Source organism: Methylobacterium sp. Leaf85 (assembly GCF_001422125.1).
In the GTDB taxonomy this organism is placed as follows: Bacteria; Pseudomonadota; Alphaproteobacteria; order Rhizobiales; family Beijerinckiaceae; genus Methylobacterium; species Methylobacterium bullatum.
The window spans coordinates 287,928-304,458 of record NZ_LMME01000023.1; the positions used below are offsets into that span (position 1 = coordinate 287,928).

Sequence of the window (16,531 nt, forward strand, 5' to 3'; positions counted from 1 at the left end):
ATCAAACGGCTTTCAGCAGCAAAAACAACTACTTAGTAAGGCTAAAATGGCGGAGACGAAGGGATTCGACGCCGACGTTCCTAATGCCCTGTAAACAAAAAGCTTCTCAATGCGCTCTATCCAAATTTTGTAGCAGCAATTCGGTGCACTCGTCAAACCAATAAGCTCGGCATCTCGGCATAGATATCCGGCGTTGGAACCGAAATCTACAAACCTGCCGATATCCCTGGTGGGTCGTGTCCCGAGCGGTGGTGTATATGACGGGCGGTCATCGGCGATTGCCGGGTAGGGTCGGGTTGCGACCACCGATCCCCAACCCGAGAGATCCCCGATGACCGACGAGATGATGACCCTGCGCGGCCTCATGGAGAAGAGTGCCGACGCGGATTTGCTGCGCGAGATGATCGGCTTTGCGGCCAAACGGCTGATGGAGCTGGAGGTGGGTGGCCTAACCTGGGCGGCCCACGGCGAGAAGAGCGCCGAGCGTCTGGTCCAGCGCAACGGCTATCGCGACCGGGATTGGCAGACGCGAGCCGGCACGGTCGAGCTGCGCATCCCGAAGCTGCGCAAGGGCAGCTACTTCCCGGGCTTACTGGAGCCGAGGCGTATGGCGGAGCCCTTCGACAGGCTAAGGATGAGGGGCGCTCACGGCCGTGATCCAGGAGGCCTAAATCCAGGGCATCTCGACTCGCTCCGTGGGCGACCTAGTCCAGGCCATGGGTGGCACGGGCGTGTCGAAGTGCCAGGTCTCGCGCCTGTGCCAAGAGATCGATGAGCGCGTCGGCGCATTCCTCGACCGGCCGCTCGAGGGCGAGTGGCCCTATCTCTGAATCGACGCGACTTACGTGAAGGTGCGCCAGGACGGCCGGATCATCTCGGTCGCCGTCATCGTGGCGGTCGGCGTAAACAGCGATGGTCGCAGGGAAGTGGTCGGCATGGATGTCGGCCCGTCGGAGGACCGAATGCCGTTCCGTTAGGCGCTCCTATGTCGACCAGGGCTACACCGGGGAAAAGCCGGCCAAGGCCGCCCGCGAACACCGCATCGAACTGGAGGTCGTCAAACTCCCGGAGGCCAAGCGCGGCGTCGTCCTGGTGCCGCGCCGCTGGTTCGTGGAGCGTTCCTTCGCCTGGGCGACGCGCTTCCGCCGCCTCGTCAAGGATTACGAGCGCTATCCCAGCACGCTCGCCGATCTCCACATCGTCGCCTTCGTCTGCCGCATGATCAAACAGGCCGCTCAACTGAAAAGCGGTTCATAACAGCCTCTAACTCAGACCATTGGAGAGCTTTTAACAGGACGACGAAAACTCATTCGCCCTGTCAATACTTGATGATTTATGACCGAACTATGGTCGTCGGCTTTAGGCCGCCCGAACCGTTGCAAGGAAGCGCGATACTTCCGCGGTCAGATGTTCGGATTGCCGCGATAGTTCGGAGGCCGAATCCAAGACCTGGGTTGCCGCGGCTCCGGTCTCCTCGGCCGCGTGGGCCACCCCCGAGATATTGGACGTGACGTCGCTCGTCCCCGAGGCTGCTTGACTCACGTTGCGAACGATCTCCTGCGTGGCAGCGCCCTGTTCCTCGACGGCCGAGGCGATCATCGTCGCGACGCTGCTGATCTCCTGGATTCTGCTCGTGATGCTGCCGATCGCCGAAACTGCGGCGCCTGTCGAGCCCTGGATGCGGCCGATCTGGGTGCCGATCTCGTCCGTCGCCCGCGCCGTCTGGTTGGCGAGCTCCTTGACCTCGGCGGCCACCACCGCAAAGCCTCGGCCTGCCTCGCCCGCGCGGGCTGCCTCGATGGTCGCGTTCAGCGCCAGCAGGTTGGTCTGGCCCGCAATGGACGAGATCATCGCCACCACGTCCCCGATCCGGGTCGCCGCCTCGCTGAGATCGCGCACGAGGGCCTCCGTGCGAGTGGCTTCCGTGACGGCATCGCGCGCCAGGGTCGCCGAATTGTCGACTTGGCGACCGATCTCCTGGACCGACGAGCCCAACTCTTCGGCCGCCGCCGCGACGGTGCCGACATTGGCGGCGGCATCCCGTGCAGCCTCCGCCACCGTCCCCGATTGATGGGCGGTGTCGGCGGCGTTCCCGGCCATGGCCTTGGCCGTGGCTTGCAGCTCCGTCGCGGAGGACGAGACCGCTCCGACGATGCCACCGACAGCGGCCTCGAAGCTCCCCGCCATCTCGTGCAGCATCTGCCGCCGCTGGGCCTCGGTCGTCCGACGCATCTCCTCGGCCAGCGTGCCCCGGCGCTCCGCTTCCTCCTCGGTGACGATCCGGATGCGGTCGACCGCCCGGGCGATCTCACCGATCTCGTCGCCGCGCGTCGCGCCCTCGATCTCGGACACCGCTTCGCCGCGGGCCATGACGGTCAGGGTCCGGGTGAGGCGGTTGATCGGGTTCGTGATGCTGGTCGAGAGGAGATACATCAGGACGAGCGCGATAAGTGCGATGCCGCCCGACACGCCGAGCTGCCAGATCAGGTCCGTATGCGCGCGGGCCGACAATCCATCGCCGAGCTTGACCGCTTCCGCCATGACGAGGGTCCGCGGGACGGCGATGACGACCGACCAGCTACTTCCGGTCTGCCCGAGGGTGAGAGGGGCGACGACACGGATCTCGTCGAGGGCCTCGTCGCGGCCGACGAAGGAGCGTCCCGACCGCATGGTCTCGGCATAGGCGTTCCAGCTCGAATCGACGCTGACGAGGGGGCCGCCGATGCCCTGGGGATGGCGGCTCGACGCCACCAGGAGGCCGGTCGGCGAGACGATGGCGACCGAACCCTTGCCCCCGTAGATCGAGGCGTTGACGGCCTCGGCAGTCTTCTGGACGAATGAGAGATCGAAATCGGCACCGGCCACGCCGCGGAACTTGCCGTCGATCACGATCGGAACCGACATCGTTGCCAACTGAACGGGCTTGCCCTGCACGATATAGGGCAGCGGCGCGAGCATGCTTTCCCGTCCGCTCTCCTTCGGTCCGATGTACCAGCCGCCACGCATGACGCCGTTGGGGTGAAGGGCCCGGCTGTCGTATTCCACCAGGGGCTGGACCGCGATCTGCCCGTCGGCGGAGCGCGTCCAGTACGGCAGAGCCCGGCCCGTTCCGTCGGAGCCGACCTCGCGCCGGTCCACGTGTTCGGCATCGAGGGCATCGATCGCGTTCGGCTCCCAGGCGCTGTAGGTCCCGTTGAAGTCCGGGTTGCGCTTGAGCACGCTCAGCAGGATATCGTTGAGCTGTCCCCGGCGGATCGTGTCGCGGGACGCGGTCTTGCCTCCGGCGACGACGCCGAGAGCGCTGCTCATGTCGCGCGCTGCCGCGAAGGCAAAGTCGATCTTGCCCTGGATGGTCGCGGCTTGGGCGGTTGCGATCGAAAGCAGGTTCTCGCTGCTGCTCTTGTCGAGGATCTCTTCCGTCGACCTGTTGACGATCGCAGCACTGTGGATGTTGGCGCGCGCGCCGTAGCCGACGATCGCCGCGGAGACGAGCACCACACACGCCCCGGAGATCGTGATGATCTTGAACTTGATCGAGCCCAGCGTGGAACGGGTCCCGGATGCGGAGGTGGACGAAGGTGGAATTCTGTCGATGGACGTCGTCACGGCTGCACTCGCGCTGGAGAAGAGAGCGTGAGTGTGACGCGAGGGACCTCTCCGATCGCTAAATGCCACCACCGATTCTGCGCTGCCGACAGTGTTCGAATGATTGGAATTTGCTCACGATGAAGATGATTTAGGGGACCCTATGGCGTTCGTTTGCAAAAATGAACGCAGAACGGTCTTTTCTGGGGCTTCGCTGTCGTTCTTAATTACAGTCAGAAATGAAAGTTCTGCATCAAATCTAGGGACGATCAAACAATAACACGCCAGTCAATTGGACTTAAGTCCGAATTTACCTGAAACGTTCGGCATGGCAGACTGTGAAGGCTTTCAGCGCCCCAGGTGGTTCGAGCATCCTGTGATGGGACAGCCGATCGCCGGGCATCAGGCGGGCCGAACTCCGGGTTTTGCATTGGCCTCGAAGGTGAACTCGATCCCTGCCGCTTCCAAGACCTGCCGAACGGCCAGGATCGTGTCGGGCCGGGCCTGCGTCGTCGTGGCCTCCGATTCCAGACGGCGCACGGTGGAGACCGAGACACCGGCCCGGCGGCCAAGCTCCTCCGCAGACAGGCCCGTCATGCCGCGCGCGCCACGGATCTGCTCGACCGTGATGTCCTGCGCGGCGGTTGCGCCGGCGGCCTTGGCCGATGAGGAGGAAACGCGATGCCGGTCAGAGAGGTCGAGACAGATGCCGATCCATTCTCGGACGGACCCATCCCGGTTCAAGATCGGAACGCCGCGGGCATTGTACCAACGGTAGGAGCCATCAGCGAGTTGAAGACGGTAATCGGTATTGTAGGGCTCACGGTGACTCACTGAGAACTGCCAAGCCGAAGCGGTCAGATCGCGATCATCGGGATGGATGGCTTCGAGCCAGCCGTCCCCCTGGACTTCGGCTTGGCTTTGGCCGGTCAACATCCGCCATTGTGGCATGTCCTGTACGCGGCCATCGGGGCTGACGGTCCAGACCACGGCGGCTGTTGCCTCAATCAAGGCCTTGAAGCGGTCGTTGCCCTGTTCGACCGACATCTCGACCTCGTACCGAGGCGTGACGTCCTTGACCATTCCGATGGCAAGCTTTGGGCGGCCGTCGGGGCCGATGAGCACCTCGACACGGTGCAAGACCCAACGCTGAGTCTGATCCGGTCGAATGATGCGGAACTCCCGCTGCATCGGCTGACCGGTACGCAACAGTGGCAAGAGATCGGCGTGCCGAGCACGGTCTTCGGGATGCATCATCTCCTTGGCAAAGCCGAAAGTCAGCGCAATGGACGGATCAAGCCCGAAAACTCGATAGAGGCCGATCGATCCCTCAATCAACTCACCGTCCAGATCGCCCGACCAGAAGCCGATATCAATGGAACTCTCTACGAGCCTCAGAAAATGTCGTGAAGAAAATCCGCCCTTCGCCTTGTCTGTCGTGGCTGCCCAGGAAGGGCGCATGAGGGACCGTGCAGGCATAGCGTGAATCCTTCGCCACAGAGGGCTACGCCGCGTGAGCGGTTTCTCATCAGAAATACACGGATTTTCGCAAAGAAGCATTTTCGTGCCACGTAACAACTCAAATTTCAGATTTCGAGCTGGATTTCATTTTGACAATTTAACCATCGGGCAGGAGATGCAGTATATTACATTCAATGCCGGTCAAGTTTCCGGGCACATGGATATCCTAAAGCATCATCAAATCTATGCCGCACGGGTTTTTACAATGGATCAAGCATTAGATTTATCGTGCTCGACACTTTTCCTGACGGACAACGTTTTGCGAGGGTCGCAGATCGTCAAAGATATGGCAGCGCTCGATATCTGCAATGTCGTCGATATCATCGACCCGGATCAGATCTTCAGCCGACGTGAAACTCATGCATTTAAGGCAATCGTCAGCGATGTCTCATTCATAAATTCCTCCACCATTGGCGCTCTCCGTCAGCATCTCGATCGTTTTCAAGACAATCGGCCACCGTTATTCTGCTTGCTCCATGAAAGCGCTGCTCGGAGCAGGGCTCAAGCTCATGCTCTCGGTGCTGTCCAAACCCTGCCGGCGAGCCGCGCTGCCCGACTGCTTCCGGCGGCGTTGTCGACGGTAGGTGTCGCGATTGCCCACCAACCCGAAAGCCTATCAATCGACAGGAAAGTCGCGCTGGCAAACGCCGCCCTCATTCGGCTTTTTCATGTCGCCGGTTCCGGCGGGGGCGTGACGCTACAAGCTCTCACAAGTGCGGGTGAGATCGTCGAGACCGCATTGTGCAGCAGCAACATCCGGGGGTGGCTGGAGGTCGTGTGGCAGTTCGACAACGCCACTCACCAGCATTGCCTTCTCGTCGCGGGTCTGGCGGCTGCCTTCGGACGGCAACTTGGTATGAGCCGAGCCGACTGTCAGCGTCTTACCCACGCCGCGCTTCTTCACGACCTTGGAAAATCGCGGATCCCGATTGCCATCTTGAACAAGCCGGGAAGGCTCAACACCATAGAGACCGCTATCATGCATGAGCATCCCGCACTCGGCCATGCGATGCTCGGGGGCCAGGGCTTCTCCGAGGATATTCTCACCGTCGTGCGCTCGCACCACGAGTACCTCGATGGCTCCGGCTACCCGGATGGTCTGACCGACACGGACATTCCGGACCTCGTTCGTCTGGTCACCATCTGCGATATCTTCGGCGCATTGATCGAGCGTCGCTCCTACAAGGAACCCATGTCGGGCGTGAAAGCGTATGCCATCCTCGAAAGCATGACCGGCAAGTTGGATATGGACCTTGTCCATGCCTTCCGACCGCTCGCGGAACTCGCGGGCTGACGGCATCCGATCATGGCTTCGGCGGGTGGACGCAGGCGCACTGAACAGCCGATTCATTTCCATCCCGCTCGATTGTCTTTCACGGATCGATCTGGCGCCCCCGACACGGGCTGTCCTTGATCCAGCGCAAAGCCGGCGCCTCACGATTGGATCAAGGTCTGGGGAACCGGTCCGATAATTTCACCCGGACGCCCGGAGACCCCGATGACAGCCTTCACCCTGCCGAGCGCGGTCGATCTCGCGCGAACGCAATTCGCCCTGACGATCGTCTGGCACTTCCTGTTCCCCGCCTTCACCATCGGCTTGGCGAGCTTCCTCGCCGTGCTGGAAGGCCTGTGGCTCCGTAGCGGCAAGGCGGTCTATCTCGATGCCTACCGCTACTGGCTCAAGGTCTTCGCCGTGGCTTTCGCCATGGGCGTCGTCTCGGGTCTGGTGATGAGCTACCAGTTCGGCACCAACTGGTCGGTCTTCGCCGACCGGACGGCGCCGATCCTCGGGCCGCTCCTCGGCTACGAGGTGCTCACCGCCTTCTTCCTCGAGGCCGGATTCCTCGGCGTCATGCTGTTCGGTCTGGAGCGCGTCGGTCCGCGCCTCCACTTCCTGGCGACCTGCCTTGTCGCCTTCGGCACCCTGACCTCGGCCTTCTGGATCCTGTCCGCCAATTCCTGGATGCAGACGCCGACCGGCCACGTGCTGGGGCCGGACGGTCGCTTCGCTCCCGCCGACTGGTGGGCGATCGTGTTCAACCCGTCCTTTCCCTACCGCTTCGCCCATACGGTGACGGGGGCCTACCTGACCACCGCGATGATCGTCGGCGCGGTCGGGGCGTGGCACCTCCTGCGTGATCGGGCCAACCCGCGCGCCCGGGTGATGTTCTCCATGGCCATGTGGATGGCCGCCATCGTCGCGCCCGCGCAACTCGTCATCGGGGACATGCACGGCGCCAACAGCTACGAGCACCAACCCGCCAAGGTCGCCGCCATGGAGGGCCATTTCGAGACGCAGCGCCGGGCACCCGCATACCTGTTCGGCTGGCCGGATGCGGCGGCCGGGGAGACGCGGGGCGCCGTCGGCATCCCGGGCCTCGCCAGCCTCTACCTGACGCACGAGCTCGACGGCGAAGTGCGGGGGCTCAAGAGCCTGCCGCGCGAGACGTGGCCGACCAACCTGCCGCTGGTGTTCTGGTCGTTCCGGATCATGGTCGGTCTCGGCATGTTGATGATCGCCCTCGGCCTCGCCTCGCTTTGGCTGCGCCGGAAGGGCCGGCTCTACGACGCCGCCTGGTTCCAGCGCTTCGCGGTCGCCATGGGGCCGTCCGGGCTCATCGCCGTCACCGCCGGCTGGACGGTGACCGAGACCGGCCGCCAGCCCTTCACCGTCTACGGCCTGCTACGCACCGCCGACAGCGTCTCGCCCGTCGCCGCACCCGCCGTCGCCGCCTCCCTCGCGGCGTTCGCTGTGGTCTACCTCGCCGTGTTCGGGGCGGGCATCTGGTATCTCCTGCACCTCTTCAACCAGACGCCCCACGCCCACGAGTCGGGGCCGCCCACAGGCCAGCCGATCCGCACCGCCGGCATCACGCCGGCGCCCTCGCTCGACGCTACGCGTCCCGGCGGCGGCCGTCCCGCCATCCAGCCCGCGGAGTAGTGCCCATGTCCCTCGACCTCACCCTCATCTGGGCGATCCTCATCGCCACGGCGGTCTTCCTCTACGTGGTCATGGACGGGTTCGATCTCGGCATCGGCATCCTGTTCCCGACCTTTCCCGAGAAGGCCGACCGGGACGTCATGGTCAATACGGTGGCGCCGGTCTGGGACGGCAACGAGACCTGGCTGATCCTGGGCGGCGGCGGTCTGTTCGCGGTGTTTCCCCTCGCCTACGCCACCCTCCTGCCGGCGCTCTACATGCCGATCACCCTGATGCTCCTCGCCCTCGTCTTCCGCGGTGTCGCCTTCGAGATGCGGTTCCGGGCGGCCTCCGCTCCGGCTCAGACGGCATGGGACGCCGCCTTCGCCCTCGGCAGCTACGGTGCGGCGTTCTGCCAGGGGATCTGCCTCGGGGCCCTCGTCCAGGGAATCCGTGTCGAGGGCCGCGCGTATGCCGGCGGCTGGTGGGACTGGCTGACGCCGTTCTCCCTGCTGACCGGCCTCGCCTTGGTGGCGGGCTACGCCCTGCTCGGGGCCTGCTGGCTGATCTGGAAGACGGAAGGGGTGCTGCAGTTGCGAGCCTTCCGGCTCGCGCGGGCGCTCGGGTTCGCGACGCTGTTCGCCATCGCGGCCGTGTCGATCGCCATGCCGTTCCTCAGCCCTGCCTTCCGTGGGCGTTGGCTGACCTGGCCGGCCATGGCCCTGGCCGCGCCCGTGCCGCTCCTCGTCGCGGCCCTGGGGTGGCGCTTCCTGGCGGCCCTCGACCGGAGAGAGGAGGTCGCTCCCTTCCTCTGCGGCCTCGGCCTCTTCCTGCTGTCCTATATCGGGCTCGGCATCAGCCTGTTCCCGATGATTGTGCCGCCGACGGTGACGATCTGGGATGCCGCCACCCATCCGAGCAGCCAGCTCTTCCTGCTCGTGGGCACGGTGGTGCTGCTGCCGATGGTGCTGGCCTATACCGGCTACGTCTACTGGCTGTTTCGCGGCAAGGTCACCGCCGGCGCGCCCGGCTACCATTGAGGAGAGGCACCATGGCCGTCGCCCCTCCCATTCGCCGTCTCGCCTGGTTCGTGGCCCTCTGGGCCAGCGGTATCGCCGGCCTGACGGCGATCGCGCTCCCGCTCCGGTGGCTTCTCAAGACCGTCTGAAAATCCCTGGCCTTGATCCATCTCAAAGCGCCCTCCGCAGGACCGGAGCATCCTCTTCTCGTCGCAACAACGGGAGACGATCATGACCTCAGCGATCGGGACGGCCGACCTCGCATCCTCCGGCCGAGTCGGGATGCCCAGGGGATCTCAGGCGCGAAAGCTTTCCTCCGTTGAGCCCGGCGATCCGGCAAATCCGCAACCGGTGCCTCCGGCCCTGGCTGGGGACGTCCCCGGACGGATCGAGGACGGCTTCCACGGCGCGGATATCGGCAGCCTTCAGGCCCTCGCCCTTGCCGTCACCGCCTCGATCCTCCTCACCGGGCTACTCTGGGTGGTGCTCTGAAGCCGCGGCGCATCGCGCCCGACGGCCGCGGCCGATCCGATAGGCAATCGAATCATGTCCGCGGCCCTCTGCAATCACGACGATTCCATCGAGCCGGCAGACCGGCCAAAGGAGGTGGACATGTCTTACGCCAGTATCCTGGTCTCCCTCGACACGGGTCCCGATACGCCCGACAGGGCTCGGCTCGCCGGCGGAGTGGCCCTGCGGTTCGAGGCCACGCTGACCGGGGTCGCGGCCCGGAGGATTCCGTCACCGGTCGCGGTCAACGACATCCATGAAGCCGAGTCCCTCTTCGCTGAAGAAAAAGCCAAGCTGGAGGAGCAGTTGTCGTGCGTCAGGGCGGTCTTCGAGAGGAGCGTCGGAGAAGCACGTGTCGACTGGCGCTCGGATATGGTCGCTTCAGTCCCGTTTCTCGTCGAGCAAGCGCGTGGGCCGATCTCGTGATCGTGGGGCGCCGCGGTATCGACGATGGGGATCCGGGAGACATGGGCGTCCTGCCCGGTCCGGTGCTGATGGAGGCTGGGCGACCCGTCCTCGTCGTCCCGCCCCGGATCGAGCAGATCCAGGCCGCGCGTATCGTCATCGCCTGGAAGGATACGCCCGAGGCGCGCCGCGCCATATCGGGAGCGCTTCCCTTCATCAAACGGGCCGATCAGGTGTACGTGGTCACGGCCGGCGACGATGCCCGTTTCGAGGGGGCGGAGGACGTCGCCACTCACCTCGCCCGGCATGGCGCCCACGTCACGACCCATTTGCTGGCAAGGCCGGATCTGGCTGCCGCCGACGAGATCCTGCGGTTTGCCGCACGGCACGATGCCGATCTCGTCGTCATGGGCGCCTATGGCCATTCCCGGCTGCGGGAATGGCTGTTCGGCGGGGCAACCCGCGAGATCCTGCGGACGACGCCGGTCTGCTGCCTGATGAGCCACTGATGTGCCGGTTCACCGCTCTCGCGCTGGCGCTCATGGCCACCGGCCAGAACGCCCATGCCAGGGATCCACGCGTTCTGGACACACACGAGAAGCGCGGCGAGGTCATCGCGCGGACCAATTGCGTCCGTTGCCACGCGATCGGTCGCATCGGTCCCAGCACCCTGGCGGAGGCCCCGCCGTTTCGCATGCTTCACCGGCGCTATCCCGTCGGGGATCTCGGGGAGGCGCTGGCCGAAGGCATCACGACCGGGCATCCGACCATGCCGGAGTTTCGTCTCGATCCCGACGAAGCGGACAACCTGATCGCCTACCTCAAGACGTTGGAGCGGTAGGCCGCGCGACGCGGATCGTCAGCTGGCGGCGAGGCGCTCCAGCCGGGCTGGATCGATGAGGCGTACGCCACCCGGCACCACGAGGATCATCCTCTCGCGGTCGAGGCGCGTGATGATCCGGCTGACCGTCTCGATCGTCAGGCCGAGATGATCGGCGATGTCCTGCCGCCCCATCGGAAGTTCGAGGGTCACCGAAGCTTGTCCGAGCCGGGCATAGCGCTCGCGTAGACCGACGAGAAAGATGGCCACCTTCTCCTCGGCCGTACGCCGGCTGAGGAGGGTCATCTGGTCCTGCGCAAGTCTGAGTTCGCAGCCGGCGCGCTCATGCAGGCGCTCGAGGAGACTGGGCCGTTCCGCCACCAGGGCCTTGAACGCCGCGCGCTCGAATCGACAGACCCTGACCGGCGAAAGCGCTTCGGCCGTCACCGTGAACCGCTCCGCCAGGGCCAAGCCGAGGAAATCGCCGATGAGCGCGAAGCCCATGACGTGGCGACGCCCGTCGGGCAGGAGCCGGAAGAGGCGCAGCGTGCCTTCGGTGATGTTGTAGACGGCTCCCGCCTCCTCGCCCTGGGCAAACAGGGCCTGCCGCGGCGCCAGCTCGACCACCTGGCTGATGGCTTCGAGACCATCGAGTTCGTCGATCGTCAGCGCCGCACAGACGCTGATCAGACGCACTTTGCAATCGACGCAGCCGCCGGTGGAGCGCCCGTGATGGCAGCCGTCATCGTGGGCAGCGGGGTGTCCCGTCGGGCTCAGCATCTCTGAAGCCTCCGCACTATCGCCACGAGACGTCGATGATAGACGATCGACCGTGGCAGCGGCGAACTAAAATCAATGGTCCGGCTCGCTCAGGCCCGTTCGCGGACGTGATCCATCTGTGGACGCCCCCTGCAGCCAGGCAGCGAAGTCCCGTCCCTTGGTGAAGGGCTCGGCCGCAGGAGCCAGGGCAGTCAGTGCCGTTGCGGTAATGGGGCCGATGCCGGGGATGGTCATCAGCCGACGACTCGTCTCGTCCCCCCAGTCCCGGCGGGCAATCTCCCGTTCGAGTTCGGCGATGCGGTCATCCAAGTCGGCCAGGAGGTCCAGCTACAGCGGACACGAGGTGAGACGGAACTCGCACTCGGATGAACCAGCGTCCGCGACGACATTGGAGATATTGCACCCTCTGCACCCATGGCCTCGCATCTGAACAGCCAAGGTGACACAGCGTCACAAATTGGTCCGCGATGATCGAGGAAAAAACCAGCTATTTCAGTGGTTTAAGGGTAAATGGCGGAGACGGAGGGATTCGAACCCTCGATACCCCTTTCGGGGTATGCTCATTTAGCAAACGAGTGCCTTCAGCCGCTCGGCCACGTCTCCGTAGGGGTGGCTCTAGAATTTCGCGTCGGACGGGTCAACCCGCTTGGCCGGTTCAATAGGCGGCAACGGGGTGGAAATTAGCGCGCTGCGCCGTTCGTAGTGCTTGGCCACCCGGAGATGGCGGGAGATCGCGTAGTTCGCGGCTGTGAGGAAGCCGTAGACGCCCCTCACGAAATGGCGCCGGCCGAGATAGGCCTTCAGGAAATTCAGCGGCAGCTCGACGAAGATCCGCCAGGTGGGAATCGTGACGCCACGGGCTTCGAGGTCCCGGGCCTGCTGGTCGGAATAGCGGTTGAGCTTGTCGAGCTGATCGCCGAGCGAGCGCACGGAAAAGTGGTGGATGACCCCCTTCAGGCGTCCGACGCTGGCGCCGGGATCGAGCTCCACCCGGTCGTGGACGGGGGAGGGCGAGTAGCGGCCCCTGTCCTTGCGGTAGAGGCGCACGGGATGCAGGGCATAGGCCCAGGGATGGGGCCTCGACTCACCGGGGAAGATCTCCGCGATGGCGATGCGATAGGCCGGGTGGGCGGGTTCACCGGCGGCGAACAAGGTCCGGATGGCGTCGGAGAGGTCCGGGGGCACCACCTCGTCGGCATCGAGGTTGAGCAGCCAGTCGTGACGGCAGACGGTCTCGGCGAAGCGCTTCTGCGGGCCGTAGCCGGACCAGGTGTTGTGGATCACCCGCGCACCGAGGGAGGCCGCCAGGGCCTGCGTTCCATCGGTGGAGCCGGAATCGACCACCACGAGGTCGTCGGTCAGGTCACGGACCGCGCGGATGGTCGCGCCGATCCGGTCTGCTTCGTTGAAGGCGATGAGGAAGATCGAAAGCGGCGGCGCGGACATGGTGAGGGCTCTACGATATCGGTCCGGCCGGCCGATACACCTTTCTCGCCACGTTCGTCATGGAACGAAGACCCTGGACTCGGGATCGGCAGGGCTGGCCCGGCGATCTCGACCTCATGCCGCGACCGGCTGGTCGGCGAGCCGCTTGCGCTGGACCTTGCCATTGGCGGTGCGGGGCAGGGCATCGAGGAACCGGACCTCGCGCGGGCATTTGTAGCCGGCCAGTCTCTCGGCGCACCAGGCCAGGATCGAGGGTCCATCCGCCTCTTCACCGGGTTTCAACACGACGAAGGCGGCGATGACCTTGAGGTCAGGCCGGACGGCGAGTTCGGTGACGCCGACCTCCGCCACGGCGGGATGCCCCCCGACCACGCCCTCGACCTCGTTGGGCGAGACCCGGTAGCCGAGGGCGTTCATCAAGTCGTCGTTGCGCCCGTGGAACCAGAGGTAGCCGTCCCCGTCGAGGCTCGCGAGATCGCCGCCCGCGAACCATTCGCCGCGCAGGACAGCGGCTTCCTCCTCGGGCCGGTTCCAGTAGCCGAGCATCAGGCCCGGCTCCGTGCGGTGGATCGCGAGGAGCCCCGTCTCGCCCTCCGGCAGCGGCTCGTCCGGCCCGTCCACGGGCAGGATCGCCACGCGGCGCCCGGGCTGGGGCTTGCCGGGAGAGCCGGGCTTCACCGGGATGGTGGGGCCGCTGGAGACATAGGTGGAGACCTCGCTCATGCCGAGCGCCTCGTAGAGGGGCTTGCCGGTGGCGGCGGTCCAGGCGTCCAGCAGTTCGGCAGGAAGGGCCTCGCCGGCGGTGCAGCCGTGCCGCAGGCGGGACAGATCGTGCGCGGACAGATCGGCGTATTTCAGGATCTGGCGGTAGAGGCTCGGCACGGCGGCAAACAGCGTCGCACCGTGCCGGGCGATGAGGGCTGGCCATACGGCGGGATCGCGGGGCCCGTCGTAGAGGACGCTCGTGGCGCCGCAGGCCCAGGGATCGGTGATGCCGACGCCGAGCGTATAGGTCCAGTTCATGGTGCCGGCATGCAGCATGACGTCAGCCTCCGTCAGCCCCAGCCAATGCGCATGCATCGGGCGGCGCCCCCAGATCGCGCGATGGGCATGGAGCACGCCCTTCGGCCGGCTGGTGGTGCCGGAGGTGTAGACCAGGGTCGCCGGATCGTCCGCCGCGGTGTCGGCGTACTCCGCCACCGGCTCGGCACGCTTCATCGCGGCGATCTCGGAGGGGCCGAGGACGATGCGGCCCTCAGCCTCGGCCGGGTCGAGACGGTGGCCCGCCCCGGTCACCACGACGGCGGCGCCGGAATTCTCCATGAGGAACATGGCTTCCGCCGGCGTCAGCTGGGGCGAGGAGGGGAGGGCCACGAGCCCGGCGGCGAGGGCGCCGAAATACACGAGGACGTAATCCGCCTCGTTGCCCATCCGGATCATCACGCGGTCGCCGCGGCGCAGGCCCAGGGCGAGGAGACCGGCGGCGATGCCGCGCACGGCACGGTCGGCCTCGGCGAAGGTCAGGTGAAAAGCCCCGTCCTCCGCGCCCGCCATGATCAGCGCGGTCTTGTCCGGCCGCAGGCGCGCATTCTCAGCGAGACAGTGGCGGGCGGCATTGAAACGGGCCGGTGGAGGAGCGTCCGGTCGGATCATGAAACGGTTCGGGTTCTCGCGTGGCGACGCGCTCAAGCCATGCCGAAACCCGCGGCCGGCAACAAGGGGCCGCCCGCGGGACTTCGGAACGTTCGAGTGCGCGCTACCCACAAGGGGCGTCGATCACGCAGCCTTGACGGCGAGCAACTCTTTGGCCGCCGCGAGCATCTCCTTCATGGCGGCGGAAGCGGCCTGATAGGCCGGCGTGCCCACGTCCCAATTGTTCGCGGCGACGGCGTCGGTCATCGTCTTGGCTTCTTCGAGCGCGGTCTTCTCGGCAGCGGCGAGACGGGCCAGTGCCGGATGATCGCGCAGCGGGCCATTCCGCAGGTCCGTGCAGACGCTGTGATCCGCGCGGCCGAGCATCGTCGGATCGGAGGACGCGGCCGGGGCGAGACCGACGAGGATGCGGGCGAGCTTGCGCTTCCACATGCCGACATCCGCCGGCAGGCAGACCAGGCCATGGGCCTTGACGCGTCCGCTTTCCGCCGCGAGGGCGGTCCGGCCAAAATCCTCGGCCTTCACGAGACGCGTCGTGATCTTGTCGATCTCCTCATGGGTCTTGGCGGCCTTGCCGGCGATGTTCTGCACGCTGGTGGAGATTTCGGCGGTGGCCGAACGCTGCTGGGCGAGCATCTGCGAGATCGCCTGGTTCAGGTCGCTCGCCTGGGAGATCCGCTCGTTGGTCTGCTCGACCCGCGTTTCCAGTTGCTCGACGATGGCCCGGCCGGACGTGACCGCATTCCGGCTCTCGCCGACGGCGGTGGAAATGGCCGACATCTCCGATGTCAGCGTGCTGAGAAGCCCCCGGATCTCGCCCGTGGACTTGGCGGTCTGGGCGGACAGCGACTTCACTTCGGCCGCGACCACGGAGAACCCGCGACCGGCCTCGCCGGCGCGCGCCGCCTCGATGGTCGCGTTGAGGGCGAGCAGGTTGGTCTGGGCGGAGATCGACGCGATGGCGGTCGCCATGACCTCGATCTGGGCGATGGCCCGCTCCAGCACCACGACCCGCTCCGAGATGAGCGAGGTGCGGACGTCGATCTCCTGCATGGCGGACTTGGCCTCGCGCCCGTCGCCGATGCAGGCGCTCATGGCGGTCAGGGCGTCCTGGGCGACGGTGACGACCGTGTCGGACGTCTGGGAGACCTCGGCGATGGATGCCGCCATCTCTTCCGTGGCGCCGGCGATCGTCTGCGTGGCGCGGGCGACTTCGCCGACATCGTAGGTCATCCAGCCGATGTTGATGGCCGCCTCGGACGTCTCCTTCGCCATGGTGGCGATGGAGGAGAGGTTACGCTGATTGTCGTCCTCGCCACGGCCGTTGAGGCGCTCGATCGCGGATTTGAGCTTTCCGTCGGGCAGGTCGATCGTCGACAGCCCCTGGCTCGACATCAGCGCTTCCACCGCAGCACCGAGACGAAGGTCGTCGGCCTCGGTCTGCTGAGCCGCGGTAGGCACCGCAACCGTGTCGTTGGCCGGACGCTTTCGGGAGAAGCCAATCATAAAACTACAACCTTGAGATACCGATAAGACAAAGTCATAAACGCTATTGTTTAATGGCGCCTTAGCAGTCCCCCCTTCCGCGCCGGCCGGAACGAATGGTTCGTCGACTTCCCGGATACCGGCGCCAGCAACCAATGGTAACCGTGCGCCATGTTGCGGACGATTTCTTTTCCATGGCAGTATCGAACACCGGAGCCCCAAGACAGAAGAGCCGACCGATCTAATGACCTAGTCTTAGCATGACGCGCAGATAAAAATCCTCGGTTTTGCCTTTTGCCCAATCACACCATTGAGCAAAAAGAATTAAGCTCAAGCCAATGACAAGATATCCGTGTACTTGTAGTTGAATTATAGCTCATAGGACGC

Annotated in this window: 12 protein-coding genes, 1 tRNA gene and 4 pseudogenes; 9 read left to right on the forward strand and 8 right to left on the reverse strand. The window is 65.2% G+C overall.

Annotation, left to right across the window (positions count from 1 at the left end):
* Nucleotides 1–331 precede the first annotated feature (331 nt).
* Both ASF08_RS13565 and ASF08_RS13570 read left to right on the forward strand, forming a co-directional pair.
* Nucleotides 332–956, forward strand: a pseudogene (locus tag ASF08_RS13565) (transposase); the annotation flags it as partial.
* A gap of 13 nt (nt 957–969) precedes the next feature.
* Nucleotides 970–1,257: pseudogene (locus tag ASF08_RS13570) on the forward strand (transposase); the annotation flags it as partial.
* 102 nt (nt 1,258–1,359) lie between these two features.
* Here the strand turns inward: ASF08_RS13570 and ASF08_RS13575 are convergent.
* On the reverse strand, nt 1,360–3,606 hold the full coding sequence (locus ASF08_RS13575; RefSeq protein ID WP_244474526.1) for a methyl-accepting chemotaxis protein: 2,247 nt from the start codon (nt 3,604–3,606) through the stop codon (nt 1,360–1,362).
* 381 nt (nt 3,607–3,987) lie between these two features.
* Nucleotides 3,988–5,064 (reverse strand): PAS domain-containing protein, encoded by a 1,077-nt coding sequence (locus ASF08_RS13580; RefSeq protein WP_082473204.1) that lies wholly within the window; start codon nt 5,062–5,064, stop codon nt 3,988–3,990.
* Nucleotides 5,065–5,098: 34 nt separating this feature from the next.
* On the opposite strand from ASF08_RS13580, the gene ASF08_RS13585 reads away from it, so the two are divergent.
* From ASF08_RS13585 to ASF08_RS13605, 7 genes and pseudogenes are all read left to right on the forward strand, one after another.
* On the forward strand, nt 5,099–6,400 hold the full coding sequence (locus tag ASF08_RS13585) for an HD-GYP domain-containing protein (RefSeq protein ID WP_156629585.1): 1,302 nt from the start codon (nt 5,099–5,101) through the stop codon (nt 6,398–6,400).
* A 204-nt stretch (nt 6,401–6,604) separates the two neighbouring features.
* Complete coding sequence (locus ASF08_RS13590) at nt 6,605–8,047, forward strand: cytochrome ubiquinol oxidase subunit I (RefSeq protein WP_056146126.1); 1,443 nt, start codon at nt 6,605–6,607, stop codon at nt 8,045–8,047.
* 5 nt (nt 8,048–8,052) lie between these two features.
* Complete coding sequence (gene cydB, locus ASF08_RS13595; RefSeq protein WP_056146129.1) at nt 8,053–9,066, forward strand: cytochrome d ubiquinol oxidase subunit II; 1,014 nt, start codon at nt 8,053–8,055, stop codon at nt 9,064–9,066.
* Between the two features lie 11 nt (nt 9,067–9,077).
* Nucleotides 9,078–9,194: a DUF2474 family protein gene (locus tag ASF08_RS24860; protein ID WP_147829841.1), complete on the forward strand. Its 117-nt coding sequence runs from the start codon at nt 9,078–9,080 to the stop codon at nt 9,192–9,194.
* Between the two features lie 82 nt (nt 9,195–9,276).
* Nucleotides 9,277–9,537: a hypothetical protein gene (locus tag ASF08_RS24865; protein ID WP_147829843.1), complete on the forward strand. Its 261-nt coding sequence runs from the start codon at nt 9,277–9,279 to the stop codon at nt 9,535–9,537.
* A gap of 120 nt (nt 9,538–9,657) precedes the next feature.
* Nucleotides 9,658–10,469 (forward strand): annotated as a pseudogene (locus ASF08_RS13600) (universal stress protein).
* A 32-nt stretch (nt 10,470–10,501) separates the two neighbouring features.
* On the forward strand, nt 10,502–10,801 hold the full coding sequence (locus ASF08_RS13605; RefSeq protein ID WP_056146570.1) for a c-type cytochrome: 300 nt from the start codon (nt 10,502–10,504) through the stop codon (nt 10,799–10,801).
* Between the two features lie 18 nt (nt 10,802–10,819).
* On the opposite strand, the gene ASF08_RS13610 is transcribed toward ASF08_RS13605, so the two are convergent.
* The 6 genes and pseudogenes from ASF08_RS13610 to ASF08_RS13630 all read right to left on the reverse strand — a co-directional run bounded on the left by ASF08_RS13610 (nt 10,820) and on the right by ASF08_RS13630 (nt 16,120).
* On the reverse strand, nt 10,820–11,560 hold the full coding sequence (locus ASF08_RS13610) for a Crp/Fnr family transcriptional regulator (protein WP_056146132.1): 741 nt from the start codon (nt 11,558–11,560) through the stop codon (nt 10,820–10,822).
* Between the two features lie 132 nt (nt 11,561–11,692).
* Nucleotides 11,693–11,878, reverse strand: a pseudogene (locus ASF08_RS24165) (transposase); the annotation flags it as partial.
* A gap of 193 nt (nt 11,879–12,071) precedes the next feature.
* Nucleotides 12,072–12,163: transfer RNA gene (locus ASF08_RS13615), tRNA-Ser, on the reverse strand.
* A 12-nt stretch (nt 12,164–12,175) separates the two neighbouring features.
* Nucleotides 12,176–13,006, reverse strand: coding sequence for a glycosyltransferase family 2 protein (locus ASF08_RS13620; protein ID WP_056146135.1), 831 nt, complete (start codon nt 13,004–13,006; stop codon nt 12,176–12,178).
* A gap of 114 nt (nt 13,007–13,120) precedes the next feature.
* Complete coding sequence (locus ASF08_RS13625) at nt 13,121–14,659, reverse strand: acyl-CoA synthetase (protein ID WP_056146140.1); 1,539 nt, start codon at nt 14,657–14,659, stop codon at nt 13,121–13,123.
* A gap of 123 nt (nt 14,660–14,782) precedes the next feature.
* Nucleotides 14,783–16,120 carry a methyl-accepting chemotaxis protein gene (locus ASF08_RS13630; protein WP_238253801.1) on the reverse strand — a complete coding sequence of 446 codons (1,338 nt, stop codon included), beginning with the start codon at nt 16,118–16,120 and terminating at the stop codon, nt 14,783–14,785.
* Between the last annotated feature and the right edge of the window lie 411 nt (nt 16,121–16,531).